The organism is Rhodospirillaceae bacterium, assembly GCA_028819475.1.
GTDB lineage: Bacteria > Pseudomonadota > Alphaproteobacteria > Bin65 > Bin65 > Bin65.
This window is the reverse complement of the sequence record JAPPLJ010000021.1, coordinates 17285-42023: the sequence shown is the minus strand read 5'-3', so window position 1 is coordinate 42023 and position 24739 is coordinate 17285. Positions and strand designations below refer to the sequence as shown.

The window sequence follows — 24739 nt, the reverse complement described above, 5'->3', positions numbered from 1 at the left end:
TAGCCGCCCGGCGCGGCCCTGTCATGCGATGCAGGATGCACTAGGCCGCCGCGGCGCGCTTTTCCTCGGTCCAGGCGTCGAGCTTGTTGCGCGCGCTGGCCCGGGCATGGGCGATATAGTCGGCTTCCTCTTCCGCCAGCTCGTGGGTCAGCTCCAGGCGGTAGCCGTTCGGGTCGAAGAAATAGATCGACTGGACGAACTTGTGGTCCGTCGGGCCGATGACATGGACGCCGTGGGCCTCGAGCCGGCTCTTGGCCTGGAGCACCTCGTCGACCGAATTCATGTGCAGCGCCATGTGGTTGCACCAGGAGGGCGTGTTCGGCGACAGGTCGGCGGCCTGGTTGTCGCCGAGGTCGAAGAAGGCAACCGCAGAGCCGTCCGGCATGCCGAAGAAGAGATGGACATAGGGATCGCACTGTCCGGTCGAGGGCACGCTGTCCGCCCGGATGACGTGGACCAGCGGCAGGCCCAGGATATCCTCGTAGAAGTGGCGGGTTTCCTCGCCGTCGCGGCATTTGTAGGCCCAGTGATGCAGCCGCTCGATCGGCGGCATGTCCGGCATGTTGCTGGTTGCCGGGCTCGTCGTCCGCGTGCTCATGGCAAGGCGCTCCTGCATTGCTGCGCCCAGTATGCCGCAATTTTCTTGCGAAGACCAATGGTGCGCCGCCGCGCAGGCCTGCATGGCCGGGGTGCGAAAATGTCCTTACGGACGGCCGCCGGGCGGCGGGGCGGATTTGCCTCCGCGGCGATGTCGATGCTATTCGAAAGCGATCGCATCCGGGCGCCCTGTCGCGACGCGTCCGCAGGCGCCCGCCCTGTCCCGGAAACCCATGACGATCAAGCGCGGCAGTCGGTAATGGACCGGGAATCGGGCCGATCCGGAATGAGCCCCCGGCGGGCCGTATGGTTTGCCGTCGGCATCGCGGCGCTCGCGCTTGCCGCGCTGGGCGCAGCGCTGCCGCTGCTGCCGACGACGCCGTTTCTTCTGGTCGCGGCCTACGCCTTCGCCCGGTCTTCGAAGCGCTGGCATGCGTGGCTGCATTCCCATCGGGTCTTCGGGCCGCTCATCAGGGACTGGCGCGAGCATCGCGCCATCCACAGGCGCGCCAAGATCGTCGGCGTCGCCTCGATGGTTGCGGTCCTCGCGATATCGGTGGCGGCGGAGGTCGATACGGTCATCCTCGCGGTGCAGGCGGTCGTCCTGAGCGCATCGGCGGCCTTCGTGCTGTCGCGGCCGTCGCCGCCGGACCGCTGAAGCGGCGCCCGGCCGGAGCGGCGCGGGTGCGCGTTCCGGCCGGTTCCAGCATTCCGGGTAATTTTCCCGAAAATTCAGGCGATTGTTTCAACGGGCGCCGGCTTGGCGGCGGCCGGCCGATCGCGTATGTGTCGGCGCCGTGGCGGCGCGAGGGCGCGTTGGGCAAAGGTGTGGGCGAATGCGGGAATACCGGACTGAAATCACCGTGGAATGGGCGCATTGCGATGCGGCCGGGATCGTCTTCTATCCCTGGTTCTACACCTGGTTCGACCAGGCGACCGAGCGGCTGTTCTCCGCCAACGCGCTGTCCTATCCCGAGATGGCTCGCGACTTCGGCGTCAGCGGCATGCCGTTGCTGGAGACCGGCGCAACCTTCCGCAACGCCTGCCGGCTCGGCAACCGCCTGACGATGGCGAGCCATGTCAGCGAATGGGGCGGCAAGACCTTCACGGTCAGCCACGCGCTCACCCACGCCGACGGCCGCCCCGCGCTGGAAGGCTTCGAGAAGCGCGTCTGGGTGATTCCGGCGCCCGACCGCCCGGCCGGCATCAAGGCCGTCCCCGTCCCCGAAGAGGCCAGGGCGCGGTTCGTCGACTAGGGCCTGTCCGTTTCTTTCGATTTCGCAATCAGCCGGTTGCAAAACCCTGGAGAAAACCGGCCGGCTACTCCGCCGGTGCGGCGGCGCCGAGTTCCGTACCCGAGCGGGACGGCAGCATCAGGGCGGCGGCGATCACCAGAAGCGCTGCGCCGGCAACGATCAGCATGACGGTTTCGAAAGAGCCGTCGTTGGCCAGCACCCAGCGGGCGGACATGATCGCCAGGGCGCCGACCCCGAGATTGAGCAGGAATTTGACCGACAGCACCTTGGTGCGCCATTGGTCCGGCACATAGCGGGCGAGCACGGCGTCGGTGATCGGGATCTGGCCGAACACGAACGCCATCGCGAGCAGGGCGGCGGCGAACAGCGCGTAATCGGTCTCCAGCGCCATCGCGGCGAGGAATACCGGTTGCGCAAGGGCGACGGGCACCAGCACCCGCCTGACGGGGTGGCGATCGATGAGCCGGCCGACGGCGAGCTGCGAAAAGGCAGCCGCGGCGTAAACGATCGCCGCGAGGGCGCCGGTGAGCGCGATGTCGTCCGTGATTCCGGTCATGCGCACGTCGAACAGGCGCGGCACCAGGAACGTCATGGCGCCGAACACGAAGCCGCCGGCGCCGGTGACCAGGGCGAGCGCCACCAGCGCCCGCTGCCAGCCCGCGGCAAAGGACACATGGGCGCGCTCCCGGGCCGTGCCGGGCGCCGGATCGGCCCGGCCGCTGCGGATCATGCCGACATAGGCGAGGCCGAGGGCGACCGACATGGCGCCCGGAACGTAAAAGGCGGCGCGCCAGTCGATGAAGGACAGGATGAACCCGGTGAGCAGCGGCGCGCCGGCCACGCCCATATTGCCCCAGACGCCGTTGACGCCGAGGCGCCAGCCGACATTGCCCCCGCCCTGGATCACCATGGATATGCCGACCGGATGGTAGATCGCCGCGAAGACGCCGATGACCGCCAGCCCGATGCCGACCTGCAGCGGCGATTGTGCGAAACTGGTGGCGACGGACGCCAGGCCGATGCCGATGAAGAAGACCGCCATCATTGCATTGCGCCGCCACTTGTCGGCCAGATGCGCCGCCAGCGGCGCGCAGGCGGCGAACAGCACCATCGCCGGGATGCCGTAGGGCAGCATTTCCGCATAGGCGCCGTTCTCGGCCAGGCCGAACGCCAGCCCCGCGCTGAATGCCGCCTTGGCGAAGATCAGCATGAACAGGTGGTCGGCGAAATGGCCGAAATTGAGAAACAGAAAGTGGCTGCGGTTGGCGGACATGCGCACCGGTTCGTGCAGGAGCGGGCCGGCGAAAGATAAGCGCCGCCGCAGCCGATGTCATTGACAACCTGCCGCCCCGGAATTCTCAATGCGCAGACCGTCAATGCGCCGGATGCGCAGCGGGGAGGGCAGGGGGCGATGTCTGCAACGCTGGTCTACATGACCGCCGGTTCGGTGGAGGAAGCGCGGGCCATCGGCGCCAGCTTGGTCGCGCGCCGGCTGGCCGCCTGCGTCAACATCCTGCCGGGCATGCTGTCCCAGTATCGCTGGGAGGGCAGTATCCAGACCGACGAGGAGGTCGTTCTGATCGCCAAGACGCGCAGCGATCTGGTCGACTCATTGACCGGCCATGTCCGGGAAATCCACAGCTACGATTGCCCCTGCGTCGTCGCCCTGCCGATCGAAGGCGGCAATCCGGCCTTCCTGCAATGGATTGAAGAGGAAACGGCGGAAGCGTCGGGAGCAAAGGAATAAGCTCGGCCCGCCGCCACCTCCAGTATTTGGATCTTTCCCAAGCGCTTGGGTTATACTATTTTAAGTAATGCCAACGGTGCTTCGTCTCGATGGCCTGCGCGTGGTCATCTATCCGAACGATCATCGGCCTGCGCATGTTCATGTCATCGGTGCGGGCAAAGAGGCGGTCTTTAATTTGAACTGTCCCGAAGGCCCTCCGGAACTGCGTGCAAGTTTCGGTTTCGGGCGAAGAGAGGTGAGTGGTATCGGCAAGTTGCTCGGTGAGGAACTCGCGATGCTTTGCGACGAATGGACCAGGATTCATGGTGATTTCTGAACAGGAATTCGAAAGAGCCGAAGCGCGGGCTCAGAAAGAGCGCGAGGCCGGCCACGTTATCTCTGCCCGCTACGACCGGCGCCGGCGACGCGTCATCGCCCTGCTGAATACCGGCGTCGAGATTGCGTTTCCCGCAGCACAGGCGGAAGGACTTGCCGACGCATCGCCCGAAGATCTGGCGCAGATTGAAATCAGTCCGACCGGATTGGGCCTTCACTGGCCGCGGCTCGATGCCGACCTCTACGTACCCGCTTTGCTGCGCGGCGATTTCGGATCCAGAAGTTGGATGGCGGCTCAAATGGGCGCCGCGGGCGGCAGGGTCCGTTCCGTTGCGAAGGCGTCGGCGGCACAAAAAAATGGCCGGAAGGGCGGGCGGCCTCGCCGCATGGCCGGCGGATCGGGCGCCTGATTACATGAAGTCCCGTTCGTGGACGATCGCGGTGAGATAGGCCGCGGCCAGCAGGCGGCGGGTGTCGGTCATCTCGTGCGGCTGTTCCCTGCGCCAGGCCTCCAGCATGTCGGTCGCGCGGTTTTCGGCGACGGTGCGGATTTTGCCATCGTATAGCGCCATCCGCGCGTCCTCCTCGGCGGCGTCGGCCTTTCCGGAGAGGACTCGGGCGATCTCGGCGACCTCCGGATTGTTGGGGCCGAATGCCCGCTCCCGCTCGGCAAGGGCCTCTTGAAGGAGCGTCTCAGCCGCTTCGTCCTCGTCGAGGAAGAGGCGCGCAATTCCGAGATTGAAGCGGGTCAGCGCCGCGGCGCCGGTCAGGAACGCGCGGTGCCGCGCGCGCCGGACGTCGCCGTAGGTCTCGACATGGCGCTGTTCCAGGCGCTGGTGGAACATCGAACTGCGCGCCACGGGCGACACCGCCATGCCGCCGGTCCAGTCGAGCGCGTCATCCCAGGCAGTGAGCGTCGAAGTCAGGGCGGCGGCGGCACTCTCATGGGCCTGGTCGATCAGCAGGGCCAGCGCATCATTGTTCGCGCTGGCGGCCCGGCGCGGGTCTCCCGCCGGGAATTCCCGCGCCAGTGCGCCGGCCCGTCGCCACAGATGGACGGCCTCCTCCCGCCGCGCCGCGCGATAGGCTTCGAGCGCCGCGGCCGAGAAGGCCTCCCATTCCCATTCTGCGGCTTGGGCGCCCATCGCCGGGCGATGACAGGCCGGCCGGGGCGCCGCTATCCGCTGCCCAGATAGCTCGCCATCGAATCGTCCATCGCCTCGACCCAGGGCGTGTGGTGGACCGGGGCGTCGGTGCCCGTGATGGCCGACCTGTGGCCGTGGTCGCGGTAGCTCATGATCCCCTGCTTCTTGTACTTCTTCCACTGGAAGAACGCTTCGTCGGTGTTGTCGACGTTAAAGCTGGGATAGTCCGTGTCGGCGGACAGCTCGCGGACGTAGTCGCCCTGGTAGCTGATCGCGCCGTAGTCGTCCTCGAGCGCGTCTTCCCGGGCCTCCCGGTCGGCCACGTCGGCCGCCCGGGCGTCGCGGTCCGGCACCGCGATCCGGCCGAGGATGATGTCGCGGACATACCAGGCCTGGGCGTCGAACATGGTAAAGGTGTACCACTGGTCCTGCATGCCCAGATAGAACAGCTTCGGATTGTCGATCCAGACGACACCCTTGTAGAGGTCGGCGGCCGCCAGCCGGTTGGCGGTCTTCAGGCACAGCTCCGGCGCCATGAAGGGGAAATGGTGCAGATAGCCGGTGCACAGGATGATGGCGTCGACGTCGGAGGTCGAGCCGTCCTTGAAGGTGCAGGTGTTGCCCTCGACTTTCTGGAGCAGCGGCACCTCCTTCCAGTTGTCCGGCCAGTCATAGCCCATGGCCGCGGTGCGGTGGCTGACGGTGACCGACTTGCAGCCGTATTTCCAGCACTGCGAGCCGATGTCCTCCGCCGAGTAGCTGGTCCCGATGATCAGGATGTCCCTGTCGACGAACTCGACGGCGTCGCGGAAGTCGTGGGCGTGCATGACCCGGCCGTTGAACCGGTCGAGACCGTCGAAATGCGGCACGTTCGGCGTCGAGAAGTGGCCCGTCGCGACGATGACGTTGTCGAACTCCTCGCCGTATTCTTCGTCCGTTGCGAGATCATGGGCCGTTACCGTGAACCGGCCGCTCGCGGCGTCGTGGTCGACGCGCCGAACCGGGGTGCGGAAGCGGATCCAGTCGCGCACGTCCGACTGTTTCGCCCGGCCGGTGATGTAGTCGAACAGGACTTCCCGCGGCGGGTAGGACGCGATCTGCCTGCCGAAGTGGGTCTCGAAGGAATAGTCGGCGAATTCCAGGCCTTCCTTCGGCCCGTTGGACCACAGGTAGCGGTACATCGAGCAATGCACCGGCTCGCCGAATTCGTCCGTGCCGGTGCGCCAGGTATAGTTCCACAGGCCGCCCCAGTCGTCCTGCTTCTCGTAGCAGACGATCTCCGGAATTTCCGCTCCACCGGCTTTCGCCGTCTGAAACGCCCTCAACTGTGCAAGGCCGCATGGACCTGCACCGATTACCGCAATGCGTTTGCTCATGGTCTCACTCACACTCCCTGCCGGTCGCTGCACTCCGCCCGAAACACCGGCATCGTTTCAGATTCTGCAACCTCTGCACATACCAATCTGCACCAATATACACCAATTGAATCTCGGATTCTACCGGCGCCGGAATCCGGCCCGGCATCGCCTGCCCGATAGGATAGTCACAATAATGCATATTTCTCTTGCATCCATCCCCTAAATTGTCATGCTGTGTAGCATCGACTGCAACAGCATTAAGCTTGGACAGCAAGCCGGACTAATTGGTCTGAATTGGTTCAATCGCCCAAGGATTGTTCTGCAGTTGCGGTCTTGCGGGCCGTTCGGTGTCCTTCCGGCTTCCGACCGGCCGATGGGCGGCGCCTCCCGGTTTAGGATGCCGAGGCGGCCGCCGCGAATAATGGGAGGCAGGTCCAATGCGAAAGACACTCGACCGCAAATTGAGCAGGCGGAAATTCCTCGGGACGACGGCGGCGTCGGGGGCTGCGCTGGCCGCGACGGGCACGGGCCTGTCGCGGGTTTCCTTTGCCGCCGGCCACACCATCAAGATCGGCTTCCTCGCGCCGTTCACCGGCCCGGTCGCGGCCTGGGGCAAACCCGGCTACGACGGCTGCCTGATCTGGGCTGACTGGGTCAACGCCAAGGGCGGCGTGAAAATCGGCGACAAGTCGTACAGGATCGAGTTCGTCGGCTACGACAACGAATACGATGCCGGCAAGGCGAAAACCGGCGCGACCAAGCTGATCAAGGAAGACGGCGTCAAGTTCATCATGATGCTGGGCGGCGACACCTGGCCGGGCGTGGAGAAGATCGCGGAGCGGGAAGGCATGCTGTTCTCGACGCTGCTGCCGAGCGATCTGTCGCCGGACACGAAGACGCTCGTGGCGCCGTGCGAGGTGCATCCGATCTACAACGTCACCGGCGTCGAATGGCTGGCGGAGAACAAGAAGAACCTGAAGACGGCCGCGATCTGCGCCCAGGACGATGCGCTGGGCAAGCCTTCGGTGGCGACCTACCTGGCGGCCTTCGAGGCGGCCGGCATCAAGATGGTCGACGCGCCGCTGTTCTTCGATCCGGCGACGACGGACTTCGCGCCGGTCATGACCAAGCTGCTGGCCAAGAAGCCGGACATCCTGTGCCTGGACACCTGCTATGCCGACTATGTCCACCCGCTGTGCGAGCAGGCGTTCCAGCAGGGCTACAAGGGGCAGATCATTTCCTGCACCGCCGACTTCTACCAGGTGATCGTCGAGAAGACGTCGAAGGACTTCATGGAAGGCTTCGTCTTCCAGTTCCCGGATTTCGACGACCCGGCGCTCAACGCCAAGGAAGTGAACTTCGTCAATCCCAACGAGTTCTATGCCGAATACTCCAAGCGCTACGGCGCCAAGGAATGGAGCGCGGTGTCCTGGGAATACGCTTCGATCATGGACCTGTGGGCCGACGCCGCCGGCAAGGCGGGCAGTGCCGAACCGGGGCCCGTCCTGAAGGCGATGAAGGCCGGCGGCACCGGCAAACACGCCTTCGGCGACGCCAAATGGTGGGGCAAGGAGCTGTTCGGCATCGACAACGCGCTGGTCGGCAACTGGCCCGTCGTGGTGATCGAAGGCGGCAAGGCCAAGATCAAGGCCTTCAAGTCGATTCCCGCCTGGTGGGCGAAGCACAGCAAGCTGATGATCAAGCACATGACGGCCCTGGGCCAGATGTGGAATCAGCGCTGATAAATCGCCGCAATCCGCATGGCGCCTCTGCCGTGCGTGTATAATCCGCCGGGGCCGGGCCTTTCCCGGCCCCGGCATCGTTTTTTCGCCCCAGCCGTCGAGGCCCGGTGATGGACCTGCTGTGGCAGACCGCCATCAACGCCATGTATGCCGCCAGCTATATGGCGCTGATCGCGGTCGGGCTGGTGATGATTTTCGGCGTCATGGGCGTGATCAACTTCGCTCATGGCGAACTTTATATGGCCGGCGCCTATTGCGTCGTGTTCCTCTACGCTCAGGAGAAGTTTCCCTTCCTGGTGGGGGTCGCTGCGGGCCTGATCTTCGTCGGGGCCGTCGGCCTCCTGATGGAGCGCGGGTTGTTTCGCCCGCTGCGGAAGAATCCGCTGGGCGGCCTCATCGCGTCGATCGGATTTCTTCTCATCCTGCAAACCCTGGTCGTGTTCGGCTTCGGCCGGCGTATGGGCCATGTCCCGCCGCCGACCCAGGGCAAGATCGAGATTTTCGGCGCGATCCTGACCTATCAGCGCCTGTTCGTGATCGTCGCCGCCATCCTGCTGCTGGCTGCGCTGTGGGCCTTCCTCAAGCGCTCGAAGTTCGGCTGGGCATTGCGCGCCTGCGCCCAGGATGCCGAAGCCGCGTCCCTCCAGGGCATTTCGATGAACCAGACCGCGCGTATCGCCATGTTCATCGGCGCCGGGCTTGCCGGCGTTGCCGGGGCCCTGACCGCGCCCCTCGTCAGCCCGACGCCCTATATCGGCCACTCGATCATCGTTACCGCCTTTATCATCATCATCGTCGGCGGAATCGGCAGCCTTGAGGGCGCGGTGATCGCGGCCGTGCTTTACGCCTTCGTCCACACCTTCGTCACCACCTTCTTCGACGGCGTGATCGCCAACATCGTCGGACTTGCGCTGATGTTCGCCGTGCTGGTGGTGCGGCCGACCGGCCTGTTCGGAGCCAGGGAACGTGCCTGAACCGGCGGTCGCCCTGTCGGGATCCCGTGCGGGCAGCCCGGCCGGGCGGATCGTCTGGCGCCTGCGGTTTGCGCTGCTGTTCGCGGCGTTGGCGGTCCTGCCCTATCTGCTGAGCTATTCGCAGCAGGAAATCGCCGTCCTCCTCGTCATCAACGTGCTGCTGGTCTCCAGCTACCGGCTGCTGACGTTGACCGGCGAATGGTCGCTCGGCCATGTCGTGATCATGGGCGTCGGGGCCTATGCCAGCGCGCTGCTCGCCAAGCGGCTCGGCGTGCCGGTGCCGTTCTCCATGCTGATCGGCGGCTGCATGGCGGCGGGGACCGCCGCAATCCTGAGCTTCCCGCTGTTCCGGATGAAGGGCTTCTATTTCCTGATTGGCTCTTTCGCCGCCGGCGAGATCATCCGCCTGATCTGGAAACGCTTTACCGACCCCTTCGGCGGCCCCAAGGGCCTTAAGCGCATCGACGCCTTTCCCGATATAGACACCGGTTTCCTGTCGATCGATTTCTACGAGCCGGTCAATTATTATTTTCTAGCATTGATAATAGTTTCCATATCGTTGTTCATTCTTTACAGGATCGAACGGTCGCGCATCGGGCTGACCTTCCACGCGATCCACTGGCAGGACAGGCTGGCCGAGTCGATCGGCGTCGACACGTTCCGCTACCGGACCCTGGCCTTCGTCATCGCCTCATTCTTCGCCGGGATCGCCGGCGGCCTCTATGCCCACTATGTCGGCACGGTGAACCCGACCCGCTTCGGCGTCGACCAGATGGTCTATGTCCTGGTCTGGGCCATCGTCGGCGGGACTGCGACCTTCCACGGCCCGATCCTCGGCGTCATTGTCTTGACCGTCATCAACGAGATCGTCCTGCGCGGCCTGGGCCTGGATACGGCGCGGCCGCTGATCTACGGCGCCATCCTGATCCTGTCGGTCCTCTATCTGCCGGATGGCCTTGAGAGCCTCGGGCCGAAGGTGCGGGCCTGGCTGCACCGCCGGCGGCGCGGGCCGGCCGCGGCCGCCGGGAGAGAGGGGGGAGAGGCGGCATGAACGCGCCCGCCGACCCGCCGATCCCGGAAGCGCCCATCCTGGAGGCGCGGGGGCTGACCCGCCGGTTCGGCGGCCTGGTGGCGGTCGACGATTTCAGCTTCGCGGTGCGCGAGGGCGCGATCCACGGCCTGATCGGGCCGAACGGCGCCGGCAAGACCACGACCTTCAACGTGATCAGCGGTTTCTACGCGCCGACGTCCGGGCAGGTGCTCTATCGCGGCCGGGACATTTCCGGGCGCAAGACCAGCGCGCTGGCCGAGATGGGGCTGGTGCGGACCTTCCAGGGCTCGACGCTGTTCCAGGAATTCTCCGTTCTGGACAATGTCCGGGTCGGCCGCCATCTCGGCACCCGCGCGGGCTTCCTGAGACGGCTGCTCGGCACGGACCGCGGGTCGGAAGCGCAGGCCGATGCCAGCGCGCGGGAGGCCCTGGCCTTTTTCGGCCTGGAAGAGTTGGCGGACGAGCCGGTCTCGAACCTGCCGCACGGCCATCAGCGCATGCTCGGCATGGCGGTCGCGCTGGCGGCGGAGCCCAAGGTGCTGCTGCTCGACGAACCCTTCACCGGCATGAACCCGGAGGAGACCCGGCGCATGATGGAACTCGTCCGGCGCATCCGCGACGGCGGCGTCACCGTCATGCTTGTCGAGCACGACATGCAGGCGGTGATGAATCTGTGCGACATCATCACGGTGATGAATTTCGGCGCCCTGCTGGTCGAGGGCGCGCCGGACGACGTGCGCAACGATCCTGCGGTGATCGAAGCCTATCTCGGCTCTGCCACGGGCAACGGGGCGGGCAACGGGGCGGGCGATGCTGCTTGAGATCCGCGATATCGAGGTGCGCTACCAGAAGACCGCGGCGCTCAAGGGCGTCACGATGGCAGTGCCGGCCGGCGGGATCGTCACCATCATCGGCGCGAACGGCGCCGGCAAGACGACGACCCTGCGCGCCATTTCCGGGCTCGAACCGCTGACACGGGGCGAGATCCATTTCGACGGCGCGCGCATCGACGGCCGGCCGCCGGAAGAGATCGTGCGCCGAGGCATTGCCCACGTTCCCGAGGGACGGCGGGTGTTCCCGGACCTGACTGTCGAGGAGAACCTGCGCACCGGCGCCTTCCTGCGCACCGACAGGGCGGCGGTCGAGGCCTCGCTCGCCGACGTTTTCGGGCGCTTTCCGCGCCTCGCCGAGCGGCGCAAGCAGTGGGCCCGCTCCATGTCCGGCGGCGAGCAGCAGATGCTGGCGATCGGCCGGGCACTGATGAGCGCGCCGCGGGTGCTGCTGCTCGACGAGCCGTCGATGGGCCTGTCGCCGGTCATGGTGCAGGAGATCGCGCGGATCGTCACCGACATCTCCGCCCAGGGCACGCCGGTCGTCCTGGTCGAGCAGAATGCCGAGATGGCGCTGCTGCTGGCCCGGTACGCCTATGTGCTCGAAACCGGCGCCGTCGCGCTGGAAGGCCCGGCCGGCGACCTGCACGAGAACGACCACGTCCGCCGCGCCTATCTCGGCGGGTAGCGCCGGCGGATTGGCATCGTTAGGGTAGGGCTCCGCACACCGGGAGCCCCGCCATGCCCGACGGTCCGAACGCCTCCGCGCCGTCCGAATCCGGCCGCCGCGCGAACCGCAGGCTGCGTTCGCGCATCACGACCGACGGCCTCGACCGGGTTGCCCACCGCGCCTTCATGCGCGCGATGGGGCTGGACAGCGAAGCGATCGCACGGCCGATGGTCGGCGTCGTCACCACCGAGGGCGAGATGACGCCCTGTAACATGGGCCTCGCCAACCAGGCCGATTACGCCCGGCGCGGTATCGTCGAGGCCGGCGGCACGCCGCGGGAATTCCGCACCATTTCGGTGTCCGACGGCATCTCGATGCAGCACCAGGGCATGAAATTCTCGCTGCTGTCGCGCGAGATCATCGCCGACAGCGTCGAGGCCGTGGTCCGCGGCCACGCCTACGACGCGCTGGTCTGCTTCGCCGGCTGCGACAAGACCCTGCCTGGCATGATGATGGCGATGGCGCGGCTCAACGTGCCGTCGGTCTTCATCTACGGCGGCTCCATGCTGCCCGGCACACGCGGCGGCGAGGACGTGACGGTGCTGACTGCCTACGAGGGCGTCGGCGGTGTGCTGGTCGGCACGGTGCCGGAGGAGGAGGTCAACGCGCTGGAGCTGGTCTGCGCGCCAACCATCGGCGCCTGCCCGGGCCAGTTCACGGCCAACACCATGGGCATGGTCTCCGAAGCGCTCGGCCTGGCGCCGCTCGGCTCGTCGATGATCCCGGCGGTGTTCGCCGAGCGGCAGGGCATCGCCCGGCGCGCCGGCCACGCCGTCATGGCGGCGCTGGAAAAGGGCGGCCCGCTGCCGCGGGACCTGGTGACCCGCACGAGCCTGCAGAATGCCGCGGCGGTGGTCGCGGCGACCGGCGGTTCGACGAACGCGGCGCTGCACCTGCCGGCCATCGCCAACGAGGCCGGCATCTCCTTCGACATGGACGATGTGGCGAAGGTGTTCGACCGCACGCCGCTCGTCGCCGACCTGCAGCCCGGCGGCCGCTTCCTCGCCAGGGACGTCCACGGCATCGGCGGCGCGCCGGTCGTCTTCCGCCTGCTGATGGAAAGCGGCCTGTTCGACGGCGCGGCGCTGACCTTCACCGGCGAAACGATGGCCGACGCGCTCAAAGGCGTCCCGGACCCGGACGGCGAGATCATCCGCCGCAAGGGCGACGAACGCTCACCCGACGGCGGCGTGATCGTGCTCAAGGGCAACCTGTGCCCGGACGGTGCGCTATTGAAGGTGGCCGGGCTGAACTCGACTTATTTCAAGGGCCCGGCCCGGGTGTTCGACGAAGAGGAGAGCTGCAACGCCGCGGTGCAGACTCAGGCCTACGAGGACGGTGAGGTCATCGTCATCCGCAACGAAGGCCCGGTCGGCGGCCCGGGCATGCGCGAGATGCTCGGCACGACGGCGCTGATCTACGGCCAGGGCCGGGGCGAGAAGGTGGCGCTGCTGACCGACGGGCGCTTCTCCGGCGCAACCCGCGGCATGTGCATCGGCTACGCCGCGCCGGAAGCGGCGGTCGGCGGCCCGCTCGCTCTGATCCGCGACGGCGACGTCATCGAGATCGACGCCGCAAAGCGCTCGATCAACGTCCTGCTCCCGGAGGAAGAACTGGCCGCCCGCCGCGCCGCCTGGCAGGCGCCGGACCCGCGCCGGCTCGGCGGCGCGCTGGAGAAATACGCGCGGCTGGTCGGCCAGGCCAACACGGGCGCCGTCACCCATTCCGGCGCGGTCGAGTGGGAGTGGGAGGCGTAGGGCGCCCTATTTGCGGTGCCGCCGCCAGGTCCAGAATATGGTGAAGACGGCGGCGGCGAGGAGCAGGGCGGCGATCGGCCGGGTCACAAACACCGTTGCGTCCATGTCGTTGGCGGTGAGCGCGTTGCGCAGGTTGGTCTCGACCATCGGGCCGAGCACGAGGCCGAGGACGACCGGCGCCATCGGGAAGCCGAAGCGGATCAGGACATAGCCGGCGAGGCCGAGTACCGCCATCAGGCCGACCTCGAACGTCGTGTTGTTGATCGCGAAGGCGCCGGTCGCGCACAGCACGCCGATGACCGGAATGAGGATGCGCGGCGGCAGCTTCAGGATCGCCGGCAGCCAGCGCCGCGTGCCGAGGCCGATGACCAGGATGCAGATGTTCGCGAACAGCAGGATGAGCAGGATCTGCACGAACAGGTCGCTCTTCTCGGCGATGAAGAACGGGCCGGGATCGATGCCCTGGATCAGCAGGGCGCCGATCAGCACCGCGGTCACCGTATCGCCCGGAATGCCCAGCGTGAGCAGCGGGATGAGCGCGCCGCCCGTGACCGCGTTGTTCGCAGTCTCCGCCGCAATGACGCCGCGCGGATCGCCCTCTTCCTGCGCTTGCGGCGCCTTCCTACGGGCCGATTCGCCGTAGGCGATCCAGGCCGCGATGGTCGGCCCGGTGCCGGGCAGGATGCCGATGCCCGTGCCGATGAACGCGCTGCGCAGCGTCAGCCACTTGTTGCGCAGATAGTGCGAAAGCACTTCGCCCGCGCCGACCCGGCGCTGCGCCGGCAGGGTGGCCAGCGTGTCCTTGCGCGCGGCCTGCACCAGCATTTCCGAGACCGCGAAAAAGGCGATCAGCGCCGGCATGAGCGGCACGCCGCCGAGCAGGTTCGGGTCGCCGAAGGTCAGCCGCGTCATGCCGCCGACCGGGTCGATGCCGCTGCAGCCGAGCAGCATGCCGAGCGCAGCGGCGATCATGCCTTTCAGCAGCGAGCCGCCGGAGACTGCGGCGACGCAGACCAGCCCGAAGGTGCCGAGGGCGAAATATTCGACCGAAGTGAATTCGAGCGCAAAATTGGCCAGGTTCGGCGCCGCCAGCATCAGCACGAGTATCGAGACGAAACCGCCGATGAAGGATGAGACCACCGACAGGCTGATCGCCAGATCGGCGTTGCCGCGGCGCGCCATGCGGTAACCGTCGAGCGCGGTTGCCGCGTTGCCCGGCGCGCCCGGCGTGTTGATCAGGATGGCGGGGATCGAGCCGGCGAAATAGCCGCCGCAATAGATGCCGAGCAGGAGGGCCATGGCGACCTCGAAGGAGGCGCCGAAGGTCAGCGGGGTCGCGATGGCGACACCGGCGGTCGCCGTCAGGCCCGGCGCCGCGCCGAAGATCAGGCCGACGACGACCCCGATCAGGATCCAGAGCAGGATCATCGGATCGGCGATTGCGCCGAGGGCAGTGCCGATCGCGGAGAAGGAGATCAGATCCATGTCGGCAGCAGCACGGTGAATCCGTAGCGGAATACGGCATACACCGCGGCCGAGACCGCGACCGGGATCAGGGCCAGTTCAAGCGGCCGGCGTGAGCCCAGAATCCACAGCGACAGGATTGTGAACGCCCAGGTCCCGAGCCGGAAATCGACATAGCGGAAGGTCAGGCAGTAGAGCAGGAACAGGGCGGCCATCATCAGGCCGCGCCGCCGCATCAGCCCGGACAGCACATCTGCCGTGCCGAGATCGCCCGGCCGCAGCGCCAGCAGGCCGCCGAGCAGCACCAGTACGCCGGCCAGCAGGCCGGGAAAGAAGCGCGCCGAGAGGGTCGATTGCCGTTCGTTGATCTCGATGCCGGCGACCAGCAGCGCCAGGGCAAGGCCCAGCGCCACGACCGCCAGCCCGACGATCCGGTCCGCCCGTTTCGGCACGCGCCCTCCCCGGGCTTGGGGACGGACCGGACCCGGAGCCCGCTTACTTGATCAGGCCGATATCCTTGAGCACGACCCGGTGCTTCGCGACGTTGGCGTCGATGCGCTTCTGGAATCCCTCGCCGTCGAGAAATGCCTCGTTGAAGTTGAACTTCTTGTACAGCGCCGAGGTCGAAGCCTGGTTGGCGACCTTCTTCACGACCGCGCGCAGCTTGCTCACCACGGCCGCTGGCGTGCCCTTGCGGGTCAGCAGGCCGAACCACACGGCGACCGTGAAGTCGTAGCCCTGCTCCTTGAAGGTCGGCACGTCCGGGAAGTAGGGCACGCGCTTGTCCGCCGCGATACCGATCACCCGCAGCTTGCCGCCTCTGGCGAGCCCGGTGTAGTTCGGCGCGCCGACGAACACGAAATCGACCTCGCCCGACAGGGTCTTGGTGACCGCGCCCTTGCCGCCCCGGCCGCCGATATGCTTCATCTTGATGCCCTGGGCCTTGGCGAAGATCTCCATGTTGATGTGCTGGGTCGCGCCGGGGCCGGGCGTGGCGTACTTGACGCCGCCGGGCTTGGCCTTGGCCGCCGCGACGATGTCCTTCACCGATTTGAACGGGCTGTCCGCCTTGACGGCGAGGCCGATCGGCACCTCTACGAGCTGGGCCAGCGGGACGAAATCGCTCGTGACGTAGCCCGGTTTCGAGATCAGCGGCCGGGCCGTCAGCGCGCCGGTCGAGCCCATCAGGAGCGTATAGCCGTCGCCTTTCGCCTTGTTGGCTTCGGCGGTGCCCTTGCCGCCGCCGGCGCCCGGGATGTTCTGCACCACGAAGGGCACCTTCAGCTCCTTCTTGAGCTGCTCGGCGATCACCCGGGCGGTGCCGTCGAGCGAATCGCCGGCGCCGAACGGCACGACGATCTTGACGGGTTTTTCCGGATATTCCGCGATGGCGGGTGCGGCGATGGAAACCGCTGCAATGCCGGCCGCAACAGCGAACGGGCGCGTAAGCGATAACGATAATTTCATAACCTTTTCCTCCCGATTTCCGGCCCGTGCCCGGCCCCGGAATCCGGCGAGCCGGATACGGCGCGGCCTGCATGGACTTGACGGAAACGTATTTCTATCATCGGAAGCGGTCAACGGCGGCAGGGAAGGCTCATGCCCGACATCTCCATTTCCTATCTCAACGGCAGGGACGTCGACGCCCTCGCCATGACCGAGGACGAGATCATCGCCGCGGTCGAATCCGGCCTGCGCGCCCAGGGCAACGGCGAGACTGTCCTCGAACCGCGCGTCCATCTGGTGCCCGAATCGTCCGACAAGGGCCATTTCAACCTGCTGCGCGGCTATATCAAGCCCTTGGGCTTTGCCGGCTTCAAGATGGTCGGCGATTTCGTCGACAACTACAAACAGGGCCTGCCGTCGGAGATGGCGATCCTGTGCCTGTTCGATCCCGAAACCGGCATGCCGCGGGCCATCGTCGACGCAACGGCGATCACCGAGATGCGCACCGGCGCAATGACGGCGATCGGCGCGAAGTACCTGGCGCGCCGAGATTGCCGGAGCCTCGGCCATATCGGGGCGCGCGGCACCGCCTACTGGAACGTCCGGCTGCTCGACCACCTGTTCGATTTCGACGAGATCCGCGTCCATTCCCGCCGCCCGGAGAGCCGCGAGGCCTTCGGCGCCCGGCTGAGCGAAGACCTGGGCAAGACGGTGATCGTCACCGACAACTGGAAGGACTGCCTCGACGGCGCCGACATCCTGGTCGAGGCGTCGCGCCTGCCGGAGCCTGAGCCCCTGTTCCTGACGGAATGGGTGAGGAAGGGCGCCTTCGTCGTCCCCTACGGCACGATGAGCAGCGTCGAGCTCTCGCTCACCGACATCATGGACAAGATCGTGGTCGACGACTGGGGCCAGTGCAAGCCGGGCAAGCCTTTCGGGTCGCTGCGCCGCCATGTCGACGAGGGCAGGCTGACCGAAGAGACGCTGCACGCCGAAATGGGCGAGATTGTCGCCGGCCTGAAACCCGGGCGCGAAAGCGACGGCGAGACCAACCTGTTCTGGCACCGCGGCCTGAGCCTGAGCGATATCGCCCTCGGCGCCGCCATGCTGGAAAAGGCGGAACGGATGGGCATCGGCGCGACGCTGCCCTTCGCTTGATCGCCGCTGTCGGCACGGCTCCGCTATCGGGTCGGTACTGCAATACCGGTCGGGCCGGCAGCCCGGCGGCCTCACGCCGCCAGCGCGTCCAGAAATCCGCAAATCCGCTCCACCGCCAGTGCAAGGTTGCTTTCCTCGGTATGGCCGGAGGCCTTGCGCGGCTTGAAACTGTGGTCGCCGTCGGGCAGCCAGGCGAGCGAAATGGTTTCGGAGAGAGTATAGCAGGGCACCTCGTCGGCGCGGCCGAGCGGGTCGCGTTCGCCCTGCAGGATCAGCGCCGGCGTTGCCAGCGTTTCCAGATGCGCCGTGCGCAGCCTGTCCGGCCGGCCGGGCGGATGGAAGGGATAGCCGAGGCAGACCAGCCCGCGCACCCCGGCTTCATCGGCTATCATGCTCGCCATCCGGCCGCCCAGGCTCTTGCCGCCGATGACGAGCGTATCCGCCCCGAGATCGGCGATGACGCTTCGCCAAGTCCCGGTCAGCACGGGTTCCCGGTCCGGCGGCTTCTTCGCACCGGTCGCGCGCCGCGCCGCCATGTAGGGAAATTCGAACCGGACGACGCGCCAACCGGCGGCGGCCACACCTTCGGCGATCCGGTCCATGAAGGGGCTGTCCATCGGGGCGCCGGCGCCGTGGGCGAGGATCAGGGTGAGCGGCGCGCCGTCCGGGCCGTCCGTCAGGGTCCGAACGCTCACCGCTTCTTGCGGAAGGAATCCAGGTTCACGACTTCGCCGGTCTGCGCCGCCCCGTCCGCTGCTTCGTCCGCCGGCCCGTCCGCTTCGGGGCCGCCCCCGGCGTCTTCGTTGCTCGCCGCCGGCGGGGCGTCGCCCGGCCCGGCGCCGGCTTCGTCCTCCTCCGCCGTTTCGGCATCGGCGGTCAGCTCGAATTTCAGGCCGAAGGGCACGGAGGGATCGGCGAAGGACGTGACGCAGTCGAACGGCACTTCCAGCCGTTCCTGCCGCCGGTTGAAGCTGAGTTCGACGGAGAACAACGCCTCGCCGACTTCCAGGTTCCAGAACTGGTGCTCCAGAACGATGGTCATCTCCTCCGGATAGGTCCGCGCCAGACGCTCGGGGATGTCGACGCCCGGGCCGGCCGTGAGGAAAGTGATGTAGAGCCCATGGCCTTCAGGCAGGCCGAAGGTCGCGACCTGCTCCAGCGCGGTGCGCACGACGCCGCGCAGCGCGTCCTCGACGATCTTCTCGTAATGCAGGAGTTCCGGCTCCATCGCCCCGGCCGTCTTGCCCTGCCGCGCCCGGCGGCTTTTGTCCCATTATGGAGCGCCGGGCAGATGCCGCAAGCGGGGAATGGCGCCGGCCGCGTTCGGTGGGGGGCTTCTGTTGCCCGGCGCCCCCCGGGCCGCGCTTTCCTAGAAGCTAGGCAGCGAGTGCCAAACGATCGTTGTCGTTAGCATTTGTGAAGGTAGCCCGATAACGGTGGTACAATGCCGGGCGAAAAGCGAACCTTTTACTGCACGTCGATCCTGTTTCGCCCCCATGAGAAGCCGGGCCGTCGGCGGCGCGCGGGACGCAAACCCGCCCCTAAACCGCCGGGGCCCGGCGAAACTGGTGGAGGCGCCGGGTACTGCCCCCGGGTCCGCAACAGCTATTGCGCACGCCGTTTATCGCCATAGTCGCCCGAAGGCGACATTGCGAAGATAGGGCCTCGCGGCGAATTTTGAAAGAGGGACGGGGCAGCGATACCCGGTGACGCGGCGGGACCGAAACGCTAGTTTCGCCATCCAATGCGAACGTAACGATTGCCGAGAATGCCGAACGAGTCCGACAGCCTGCCGCCCCCCAATGCCAACGCCACGGCTGACCAGATCGCCGAGATCGAAGAGGCGCGCGCCCGCATGGCGGAGACGCGGCGCGTCGTTGCTCCAGGGCTGGAGGAGGTGCTCTACACCGCCTTCCCGGTGCTCGATCACGGCTTCGTCCGGGTGGTCGACTATATGGGCGACGACGCCGCGGTCGTGCAGGCGGCGCGGGTGTCCTACGGCCGGGGCACCAAGTCGGTGCGCAACGATGCCGGCCTGATCCGATACCTGCTGCGCCACCGGCACACCACGCCGTTCGAGATGTGCGAGATCAAGCTGCATGTGAAGCTGCCGGTCTTCGTCGCGCGCCAGTGGATCCGCCACCGCACCGCCAACGTGAACGAATATTCGGCGCGCTATTCCGTGCTCGACCGCGAGTTCTACATCCCGGCGCCGGAGCACCTTGCGGCGCAGTCCGCGGCCAACCGGCAGGGAAGGGGCGACGTGCTGGAAGGCGAGGAAGCGGCGCGGGTGCTGCAACTGCTGCGCGACGACGCGGCGGCCTGCTACGACCATTACGAGGAAATGCTGAACGAGGGGCCGGACGGCGCGCCGGCCGATCCCGGCCGCCAGGGCCTCGCCCGCGAACTGGCGCGCATGAACCTGCCGCTCAGCGTCTATACCCAGTGGTACTGGAAGACCGACCTGCACAACCTGCTGCATTTCCTCAGCCTGCGCGCCGACGCGCACGCGCAATACGAAATTCGCGCCTATGCGGATGTCATGCTGGCGCTGACCGAGCGGTGGGTGCCGATCACGGCGCAGGCCTTCCGCGACTACAGCCTGGGCGCGGTCAGCCTGTCGGCGCCGGCGCTCGCCGCGGTCCGGCGGATGATCGCCGGCGAAGCGGTGACGCAACCGGACAGCGGCCTCAGCGCCCGCGAATGGCGCGAACTGATGGCGGCGCTGGAGCGGTAGGGGCCTTGCGTTGTTCCGCCGGTCCGGCGCCTGCGCCGGTCCCGGAGGACATCGCGGCCGATCGGGTGAAAGACGGATTTCCGGAGAGGGAGAGATAATGGCGACCGATCCGGCATTGATCGACGCGCTGCGCGGCATCTCGACCGCGACGCTCACGATGCAACTCCTCAAACGCGGCGTCCGGCGCGGCTGGATGGCCGGGACGAAGCCGCTGCAGCCGGGCGGGCCGCGGCTCGCCGGGCCGGCATTCACTCTCCGGTTCGTTCCCGGCCGCGAGGACGTCTCGACCCGGGAAAGCTACGCCGCGCCGAATTCGCTGCGCGACGCCATCGAGGCCATGCCGCCCGGCGTAGTCGCCGTGATCGACAGCCGGGGCGAGCAGGGCGCCGGAACCCTGGGTGACATCCTGGCCGGCCGGATGAAGCGGCGCGGCGTGGCCGGCATCGTCAGCGACGGCCCGATGCGGGATGTCGCCGGCATTCGTGCCGTTGACATTCCGGTCTGGTGCAATGGCGCCGCTGCGCCGCCGTCCATCGCGGCCCTGTGGTTCGCCGGCTGGCAGGAGCCGATCGGCTGTGGCGGCGTCGCGGTGTTTCCGGACGACATCGTCGTTGCCGACGACGACGGCGCCGTGGTGCTGCCGCAGGCGCTTGCCGCCGAAATTGCCGAAGACGGCGCCGAGCAGGAAGCGCTGGAAGCTTGGATTCTCGCCGAAATCGAGCGCGGCGAACCGGTCAAGGGCCTGTACCCACCGGACGATGCGGCGCTGGCGCGGTATCGTGCCGCAAAATCGGAACAGGATTGATTTTGTTGAAAAATGTCACTAAACCCAATTTATGTCAAAAAAAGAAAAACCTGTGTCACGTGTTCAGCGCTATCGCACAAGGGTCGGTCCCGGCGGGCGTGTGGTGATACCGGCCGAACTCCGGCGAGCGCTCGAAATCGAAATCGGCGATGAAGTTATCCTTTATTCGGAGGGCGGCGAATTGCGCCTCTATACCCACGCCATGGCTATCGAACGTGCTCAGGAGCTGGTTCGGAAATATGTCCCGGAAGGGGTGAACCTGGCTGACGAATTGATAGCCGACCGTCGCCGGGAAGCCGCGCAGGAGGAAGCCGAAGCCCGCGAATGGCGTTTGAGAAATCGGGCGAGCAAGGCTGCCGCCGAGTAATCGCCGGTGGCCAGGAATTTCGTTCTCGATTCCTCGGCAGTTCTTGCGCTGCTGAATGACGAAACGGGTGCCGACGTTGTGGCCGAGATTATGCCGTCAAGCGTCGTGTCGGCAGTCAATCTGGCCGAAGTCATCTCCTCACTCGTCAATAAGGGCATCAGCGGCGCCGATGCCGAAACGGCGCTCTTGACGCTGGATTGCAAATCCGAGCCTTTCCGGCGCGAAGAGGCGCTTCTCTCCGGGCGACTGAGGGAATCGACACGACACGCTGGCCTGTCGTTCGGCGACCGGGCCTGTCTCGCCCTGGCGCTTACGCTCAGGTTGCCCGTTTACACGGCCGACCGGGCGTGGCGGGACCTGCCGCTCGATGTTGATGTCCGCCTGATTCGGTAGCCCCGTCGGACGGGGCCGGTCTCGTTGACACTGGCCGCGGAAGCCATCTGAGGTAAATTCAGAAGCATGGCGAAGAAGAAAAACAGCGACTACGAAAGCGATTTCTGGCGCGTTTCGATGGGCTCGGGCGGGCGCGTCGTCATCCCTGCTTCGGTTTGTGAAGCGCTGGGCTTCGCCGAGGGCGAGCCGCTTGTGCTGACTATGGACGACGGAACGGTGCGGATCGAAACCTACGCGCGCAGCGCCGAACGGCTCCAGGCGCAGGTCCGGGCGATGATCCCGCCGACCGGCGACCTCGTCGACCGGTTCCTCGCCGACAAGCGGGCGGAAGCGGCGCGCGAGAATGCCCGCGACGCCGAATGGATGCAGGCCGACACGCCGGTCGACCGGGCTGCGGAATAACCCGTTGCGCGGCGAACGGGTCGTTCCCGATTCGTCGACGGTCCCGGCCATGATGTTCGGCAACCGGATTTGCCTGTGTCTGGCGGGAAAGCTGGAACTACCGGCCGTCACCTGCGATACCATGTGGCGCGAGCTCGATATCGGCGTCGATATCCGCGTGCTCCGATAGCCGCCCGCACCAGCAAGGAGATTGCCATGACCTCCGCAACCGCTTCCGACCCTGTCGTTATCGTCGACGGTGCGCGCACGCCGATGGGGAGCTTTCAGGGAACGCTCAAGGACATTACGGCCACAGCGCTGGGCGCCGTCGCCATCGAAGGCGCACTCAAGCGCGCCGGGGTGGCCGGTGAGGATGTCGACGAAGTTATCATGGGCTGCGTGCTGCCGGCCGGGCTGGGCCAGGCGCCGGCGCGCCAGGCGGCGCACGGCGCCGGCATCCCGTGGGACGCCGGCTGCACCACCGTCAACAAGATGTGCGGCAGCGGCATGAAGGCGACCATGCTGGCCCACGACATGCTGGCGGCCGGCGTCAACGAGGTGATGGTCGCCGGCGGCCTCGAGAGCATGACCAACGCGCCCTATCTGATGGACAAGGCCCGCGGCGGCCTGCGCATGGGCCACGGCAAGGTCTGGGACCACATGTTCCTCGACGGGCTGGAGGACGCCTACGAGCCCGGCCGCCTGATGGGCGCCTACGCCGAGGACACGGCCCAGCACTACCAGTTCACCCGCGAGGCCCAGGACGATTTCGCGATAACGTCGCTCAAGCGGGCCAGGGCGGCGAACGAAGACGGCTCCTTCGACCGCGAGACCGAGCCGGTCACCGTGCGAACCCGCAAGGGCGAGGTCACGGTTACCCAGGACGAGCAGCCCTTCAACGCCGATCTGGGGAAAATTCCGAAGCTGCGGCCCGCCTTCCGCAAGGACGGCACGGTGACGCCGGCCAACTCCTCCTCGATCTCGGACGGCGCTTCCGCCCTCGTCCTGACCACGCAGTCGGAGGCCGAGAAACGCGGCCTGACGCCCCGCGCGCGCATCGTCGCCCACGCGACCCACGCCCAGGAGCCCGCCTGGTTCACCACCGCCCCGGTCGGCGCCATCGACAAGGTGCTGGAAAAGGCCGGCTGGACGAAGGCCGACGTCGGTCTCTACGAGGTCAACGAGGCATTCGCCGTTGTCACGATGGCGGCGATGAAGGAGCATGGCCTGCCCCACGACATCGTCAACGTCCATGGCGGCGCCTGCGCCCTCGGCCACCCGATCGGCGCCTCGGGCGCGCGCATCATCGTGACCCTGCTGAACGCGATGGAGCGGAAGGGCGTCGAGCGCGGCGTCGCCTCCCTGTGTATCGGCGGCGGCGAGGCGACGGCGATCGCCATCGAGCGGCTGCACTGAGCACGGCGCAAGCCGGCCGAGCCTGATATAGGCTCGACGAGCCGGTGATCGCGATCGACGCGGCGACCTGCTGACGGTGGCTGCGCCAGCGGGGCATCGATGACAAGACCTACGGCCGGGGCAGCCTGATGCAGGATTATGAGGGCAGGCCGAAGAGTGGCCAGCTGCCCGATTAGTCTCCGGTATCGAGGCGGAAAGCCTCGCCGCGGCGCACGATGCGGCCGGCGACCGGGGTCGGGAAATGCCCGGCGAGCAGGATCGATTCGGTCTCGGCCAGCCGTTCGATCATGGCCGTGCGGCTGCGCGCCGACATCGCCGGGTCTTCGCAGAAGGCGCTCGACAGGCCGGGGTCGCACAGTTGCAGGGGCGTGTGCATGGTGTCTCCGCACAGCAGGGTGTGACGGCCGCCGCCGCGCACGTTGACGTTCACGTTGCCCGGCGTGTGGCCGAAGGCGGGCTCCAGCCAGACGCCGCGATCCAGCTCGTGGTCGGCCTCGACCAGCACCGCCCGTCCGGCCTCCATGACCGGCAGGACGCTGTCGTCGAAGCTGCCGTGATTGGGCGGCTCCTGCATACCTTCGGCCTTCGCGCGGCGGGCTTCGGCTTCCCAGAACTCGTACTCCCGGCGCGCGAAGACGTAGCGCGCTTTCGGGAAGGTCGGCACCCAGCGGCCGTCGACCAGCTGCGTGTTCCAGCCGACATGATCGGCGTGCAGATGGGTGCACATCACGATGTCGATCTCTTCCGGCGCCACGCCGGCGGCGCGCATCGTGTCGAGGAACGGCGTCTGCTGCCGGTGCCACGTCGGGCGCAGCGGCCGGTCCTTGTCGTTGCCGACGCAGCAATCGACCAGGATGGTCTGGCGCGGCGTGCGCAGGACGAGCGCGTGGAAGGCCATAATCAGCTTGCCGTCCGGCGCAATAAAACGGGGCGCCAGCCAGTCGGCGTTGGCGTCGACCAGGTCCTGCGTCGCGCCCGGCAGGATGAAACCGAAATCGGCGAAGGCGCCCTCGGCCTCGACGATCCGGTCGATGACGATGTCGCCGATCAGCTGGGTCTTCATGTCCGGG

29 protein-coding genes and 1 other RNA gene are annotated in these 24739 nt (G+C 67.0%); 19 read left to right on the top strand and 11 right to left on the bottom strand.

The features are described from left to right. Positions 1-40 precede the first annotated feature (40 nt). Positions 41-598 (bottom strand): VOC family protein, encoded by a 558-nt coding sequence (locus OXM58_05195; protein MDE0147746.1) that lies wholly within the window; start codon positions 596-598, stop codon positions 41-43. A gap of 285 nt (positions 599-883) precedes the next feature. Between OXM58_05195 and OXM58_05190 the strand changes: the two genes are divergently transcribed. Both OXM58_05190 and OXM58_05185 read left to right on the top strand, forming a co-directional pair. Further along, positions 884-1255, top strand: a complete 372-nt coding sequence (locus tag OXM58_05190) for a YbaN family protein (protein MDE0147745.1) — start codon at positions 884-886, stop codon at positions 1253-1255. Positions 1256-1433: 178 nt separating this feature from the next. Continuing rightward, positions 1434-1853 (top strand): acyl-CoA thioesterase, encoded by a 420-nt coding sequence (locus tag OXM58_05185; GenBank protein ID MDE0147744.1) that lies wholly within the window; start codon positions 1434-1436, stop codon positions 1851-1853. Positions 1854-1917: 64 nt separating this feature from the next. On the opposite strand, the gene OXM58_05180 is transcribed toward OXM58_05185, so the two are convergent. Next, positions 1918-3126: an MFS transporter gene (locus OXM58_05180; protein ID MDE0147743.1), complete on the bottom strand. Its 1209-nt coding sequence runs from the start codon at positions 3124-3126 to the stop codon at positions 1918-1920. 138 nt (positions 3127-3264) lie between these two features. Here OXM58_05180 and OXM58_05175 point away from each other — a divergent pair, with 138 nt between their 5' ends. The 3 genes from OXM58_05175 (at position 3265) to OXM58_05165 (ending at position 4325) form a co-directional block, all read left to right on the top strand. Next, positions 3265-3600, top strand: a complete 336-nt coding sequence (locus OXM58_05175; GenBank protein ID MDE0147742.1) for a divalent-cation tolerance protein CutA — start codon at positions 3265-3267, stop codon at positions 3598-3600. 67 nt (positions 3601-3667) lie between these two features. Then, positions 3668-3916: a DUF4160 domain-containing protein gene (locus tag OXM58_05170; protein MDE0147741.1), complete on the top strand. Its 249-nt coding sequence runs from the start codon at positions 3668-3670 to the stop codon at positions 3914-3916. Further along, complete coding sequence (locus tag OXM58_05165; protein MDE0147740.1) at positions 3903-4325, top strand: DUF2442 domain-containing protein; 423 nt, start codon at positions 3903-3905, stop codon at positions 4323-4325. Before OXM58_05170 ends, OXM58_05165 begins: the two co-directional genes overlap by 14 nt. Here OXM58_05165 and OXM58_05160 read toward each other — a convergent pair whose 3' ends face one another. Both OXM58_05160 and OXM58_05155 read right to left on the bottom strand, forming a co-directional pair. Then, positions 4326-5060, bottom strand: coding sequence for a hypothetical protein (locus tag OXM58_05160; GenBank protein ID MDE0147739.1), 735 nt, complete (start codon positions 5058-5060; stop codon positions 4326-4328). It abuts the gene before it with no gap. A gap of 32 nt (positions 5061-5092) precedes the next feature. Continuing rightward, complete coding sequence (locus OXM58_05155) at positions 5093-6436, bottom strand: NAD(P)/FAD-dependent oxidoreductase (GenBank protein ID MDE0147738.1); 1344 nt, start codon at positions 6434-6436, stop codon at positions 5093-5095. A gap of 419 nt (positions 6437-6855) precedes the next feature. Between OXM58_05155 and OXM58_05150 the strand changes: the two genes are divergently transcribed. The 6 genes from OXM58_05150 (at position 6856) to OXM58_05125 (ending at position 13502) form a co-directional block, all read left to right on the top strand. Next, the gene (locus OXM58_05150) at positions 6856-8160 is read left to right on the top strand and encodes an ABC transporter substrate-binding protein (GenBank protein MDE0147737.1); all 1305 of its coding nucleotides are present in this window, start codon (positions 6856-6858) and stop codon (positions 8158-8160) included. Positions 8161-8270: 110 nt separating this feature from the next. Continuing rightward, positions 8271-9134, top strand: coding sequence for a branched-chain amino acid ABC transporter permease (locus tag OXM58_05145; protein ID MDE0147736.1), 864 nt, complete (start codon positions 8271-8273; stop codon positions 9132-9134). Further along, entirely contained in the window at positions 9127-10185 is a 1059-nt protein-coding gene (locus OXM58_05140) for a branched-chain amino acid ABC transporter permease (protein ID MDE0147735.1), read from the top strand. The genes OXM58_05145 and OXM58_05140 overlap by 8 nt, the downstream gene beginning before the upstream one ends. Further along, positions 10182-11006: an ABC transporter ATP-binding protein gene (locus OXM58_05135; GenBank protein ID MDE0147734.1), complete on the top strand. Its 825-nt coding sequence runs from the start codon at positions 10182-10184 to the stop codon at positions 11004-11006. The genes OXM58_05140 and OXM58_05135 overlap by 4 nt, the downstream gene beginning before the upstream one ends. Continuing rightward, positions 10996-11703, top strand: coding sequence for an ABC transporter ATP-binding protein (locus OXM58_05130; GenBank protein ID MDE0147733.1), 708 nt, complete (start codon positions 10996-10998; stop codon positions 11701-11703). Before OXM58_05135 ends, OXM58_05130 begins: the two co-directional genes overlap by 11 nt. A 53-nt stretch (positions 11704-11756) precedes the next feature. Beyond that, a complete protein-coding gene (locus OXM58_05125) occupies positions 11757-13502 on the top strand; it encodes a dihydroxy-acid dehydratase (GenBank protein MDE0147732.1) in 1746 nt (581 codons plus the stop codon). Positions 13503-13508: 6 nt separating this feature from the next. On the opposite strand, the gene OXM58_05120 is transcribed toward OXM58_05125, so the two are convergent. The 3 genes from OXM58_05120 to OXM58_05110 are packed head-to-tail and all read right to left on the bottom strand — an operon-like array spanning position 13509 to position 16433. Then, on the bottom strand, positions 13509-14987 hold the full coding sequence (locus tag OXM58_05120) for a tripartite tricarboxylate transporter permease (GenBank protein ID MDE0147731.1): 1479 nt from the start codon (positions 14985-14987) through the stop codon (positions 13509-13511). After that, positions 14978-15418 carry a tripartite tricarboxylate transporter TctB family protein gene (locus OXM58_05115; protein MDE0147730.1) on the bottom strand — a complete coding sequence of 147 codons (441 nt, stop codon included), beginning with the start codon at positions 15416-15418 and terminating at the stop codon, positions 14978-14980. The genes OXM58_05120 and OXM58_05115 overlap by 10 nt, the downstream gene beginning before the upstream one ends. 43 nt (positions 15419-15461) lie before the next feature. After that, the gene (locus OXM58_05110; protein MDE0147729.1) at positions 15462-16433 is read right to left on the bottom strand and encodes a tripartite tricarboxylate transporter substrate binding protein; all 972 of its coding nucleotides are present in this window, start codon (positions 16431-16433) and stop codon (positions 15462-15464) included. Between the two features lie 132 nt (positions 16434-16565). On the opposite strand from OXM58_05110, the gene OXM58_05105 reads away from it, so the two are divergent. After that, on the top strand, positions 16566-17570 hold the full coding sequence (locus OXM58_05105) for an ornithine cyclodeaminase family protein (protein MDE0147728.1): 1005 nt from the start codon (positions 16566-16568) through the stop codon (positions 17568-17570). 71 nt (positions 17571-17641) lie between these two features. On the opposite strand, the gene OXM58_05100 is transcribed toward OXM58_05105, so the two are convergent. From OXM58_05100 to ssrA, 3 genes are all read right to left on the bottom strand, one after another. Beyond that, positions 17642-18265 (bottom strand): alpha/beta hydrolase, encoded by a 624-nt coding sequence (locus OXM58_05100; GenBank protein ID MDE0147727.1) that lies wholly within the window; start codon positions 18263-18265, stop codon positions 17642-17644. Next, positions 18262-18798 carry a ClpXP protease specificity-enhancing factor SspB gene (locus OXM58_05095; GenBank protein MDE0147726.1) on the bottom strand — a complete coding sequence of 179 codons (537 nt, stop codon included), beginning with the start codon at positions 18796-18798 and terminating at the stop codon, positions 18262-18264. The genes OXM58_05100 and OXM58_05095 overlap by 4 nt, the downstream gene beginning before the upstream one ends. A 97-nt stretch (positions 18799-18895) precedes the next feature. Then, positions 18896-19257: a transfer-messenger RNA gene (gene ssrA, locus OXM58_05090) on the bottom strand. Between the two features lie 81 nt (positions 19258-19338). On the opposite strand from ssrA, the gene thyX reads away from it, so the two are divergent. The 7 genes from thyX (at position 19339) to OXM58_05055 (ending at position 23669) form a co-directional block, all read left to right on the top strand. Beyond that, positions 19339-20307 carry an FAD-dependent thymidylate synthase gene (thyX, locus tag OXM58_05085; protein ID MDE0147725.1) on the top strand — a complete coding sequence of 323 codons (969 nt, stop codon included), beginning with the start codon at positions 19339-19341 and terminating at the stop codon, positions 20305-20307. A gap of 97 nt (positions 20308-20404) precedes the next feature. Next, complete coding sequence (locus OXM58_05080) at positions 20405-21112, top strand: ribonuclease activity regulator RraA (GenBank protein ID MDE0147724.1); 708 nt, start codon at positions 20405-20407, stop codon at positions 21110-21112. A gap of 31 nt (positions 21113-21143) precedes the next feature. Beyond that, entirely contained in the window at positions 21144-21479 is a 336-nt protein-coding gene (locus OXM58_05075; GenBank protein MDE0147723.1) for an AbrB/MazE/SpoVT family DNA-binding domain-containing protein, read from the top strand. 6 nt (positions 21480-21485) lie between these two features. Then, complete coding sequence (locus tag OXM58_05070) at positions 21486-21872, top strand: type II toxin-antitoxin system VapC family toxin (protein MDE0147722.1); 387 nt, start codon at positions 21486-21488, stop codon at positions 21870-21872. Between the two features lie 66 nt (positions 21873-21938). Next, entirely contained in the window at positions 21939-22274 is a 336-nt protein-coding gene (locus OXM58_05065; GenBank protein MDE0147721.1) for an AbrB/MazE/SpoVT family DNA-binding domain-containing protein, read from the top strand. A gap of 4 nt (positions 22275-22278) precedes the next feature. Next, positions 22279-22443, top strand: a complete 165-nt coding sequence (locus OXM58_05060; protein MDE0147720.1) for a hypothetical protein — start codon at positions 22279-22281, stop codon at positions 22441-22443. Between the two features lie 26 nt (positions 22444-22469). Further along, positions 22470-23669 (top strand): acetyl-CoA C-acyltransferase, encoded by a 1200-nt coding sequence (locus OXM58_05055; GenBank protein MDE0147719.1) that lies wholly within the window; start codon positions 22470-22472, stop codon positions 23667-23669. Between the two features lie 172 nt (positions 23670-23841). On the opposite strand, the gene OXM58_05050 is transcribed toward OXM58_05055, so the two are convergent. Then, on the bottom strand, positions 23842-24732 hold the full coding sequence (locus tag OXM58_05050) for an MBL fold metallo-hydrolase (protein ID MDE0147718.1): 891 nt from the start codon (positions 24730-24732) through the stop codon (positions 23842-23844). Positions 24733-24739 lie beyond the last annotated feature (7 nt).

Bases quoted from the DNA above. Each gene is read 5' to 3' on its own strand.
- OXM58_05185 (MDE0147744.1), top strand. From the start codon at position 1,434: ATGCGGGAATACCGGACTGAAATCACCGTGGAATGGGCGCATTGCGAT.
- OXM58_05055 (MDE0147719.1), top strand. From the start codon at position 22,470: ATGACCTCCGCAACCGCTTCCGACCCTGTCGTTATCGTCGACGGTGCG.
- OXM58_05175 (MDE0147742.1), top strand. From the start codon at position 3,265: ATGTCTGCAACGCTGGTCTACATGACCGCCGGTTCGGTGGAGGAAGCG.
- OXM58_05155 (MDE0147738.1), bottom strand. From the start codon at position 6,436: ATGAGCAAACGCATTGCGGTAATCGGTGCAGGTCCATGCGGCCTTGCA.
- OXM58_05120 (MDE0147731.1), bottom strand. From the start codon at position 14,987: ATGGATCTGATCTCCTTCTCCGCGATCGGCACTGCCCTCGGCGCAATC.
- OXM58_05150 (MDE0147737.1), top strand. From the start codon at position 6,856: ATGCGAAAGACACTCGACCGCAAATTGAGCAGGCGGAAATTCCTCGGG.
- OXM58_05075 (MDE0147723.1), top strand. From the start codon at position 21,144: ATGTCAAAAAAAGAAAAACCTGTGTCACGTGTTCAGCGCTATCGCACA.
- thyX (MDE0147725.1), top strand. From the start codon at position 19,339: ATGCCGAACGAGTCCGACAGCCTGCCGCCCCCCAATGCCAACGCCACG.
- OXM58_05105 (MDE0147728.1), top strand. From the start codon at position 16,566: ATGCCCGACATCTCCATTTCCTATCTCAACGGCAGGGACGTCGACGCC.
- OXM58_05180 (MDE0147743.1), bottom strand. From the start codon at position 3,126: ATGTCCGCCAACCGCAGCCACTTTCTGTTTCTCAATTTCGGCCATTTC.
- OXM58_05145 (MDE0147736.1), top strand. From the start codon at position 8,271: ATGGACCTGCTGTGGCAGACCGCCATCAACGCCATGTATGCCGCCAGC.
- OXM58_05130 (MDE0147733.1), top strand. From the start codon at position 10,996: ATGCTGCTTGAGATCCGCGATATCGAGGTGCGCTACCAGAAGACCGCG.
- OXM58_05170 (MDE0147741.1), top strand. From the start codon at position 3,668: ATGCCAACGGTGCTTCGTCTCGATGGCCTGCGCGTGGTCATCTATCCG.
- OXM58_05080 (MDE0147724.1), top strand. From the start codon at position 20,405: ATGGCGACCGATCCGGCATTGATCGACGCGCTGCGCGGCATCTCGACC.
- OXM58_05160 (MDE0147739.1), bottom strand. From the start codon at position 5,060: ATGGGCGCCCAAGCCGCAGAATGGGAATGGGAGGCCTTCTCGGCCGCG.
- OXM58_05110 (MDE0147729.1), bottom strand. From the start codon at position 16,433: ATGAAATTATCGTTATCGCTTACGCGCCCGTTCGCTGTTGCGGCCGGC.
- OXM58_05065 (MDE0147721.1), top strand. From the start codon at position 21,939: ATGGCGAAGAAGAAAAACAGCGACTACGAAAGCGATTTCTGGCGCGTT.
- OXM58_05050 (MDE0147718.1), bottom strand. From the start codon at position 24,732: ATGAAGACCCAGCTGATCGGCGACATCGTCATCGACCGGATCGTCGAG.
- OXM58_05195 (MDE0147746.1), bottom strand. From the start codon at position 598: ATGAGCACGCGGACGACGAGCCCGGCAACCAGCAACATGCCGGACATG.
- OXM58_05125 (MDE0147732.1), top strand. From the start codon at position 11,757: ATGCCCGACGGTCCGAACGCCTCCGCGCCGTCCGAATCCGGCCGCCGC.
- OXM58_05190 (MDE0147745.1), top strand. From the start codon at position 884: ATGAGCCCCCGGCGGGCCGTATGGTTTGCCGTCGGCATCGCGGCGCTC.
- OXM58_05135 (MDE0147734.1), top strand. From the start codon at position 10,182: ATGAACGCGCCCGCCGACCCGCCGATCCCGGAAGCGCCCATCCTGGAG.
- OXM58_05165 (MDE0147740.1), top strand. From the start codon at position 3,903: ATGGTGATTTCTGAACAGGAATTCGAAAGAGCCGAAGCGCGGGCTCAG.
- OXM58_05095 (MDE0147726.1), bottom strand. From the start codon at position 18,798: ATGGAGCCGGAACTCCTGCATTACGAGAAGATCGTCGAGGACGCGCTG.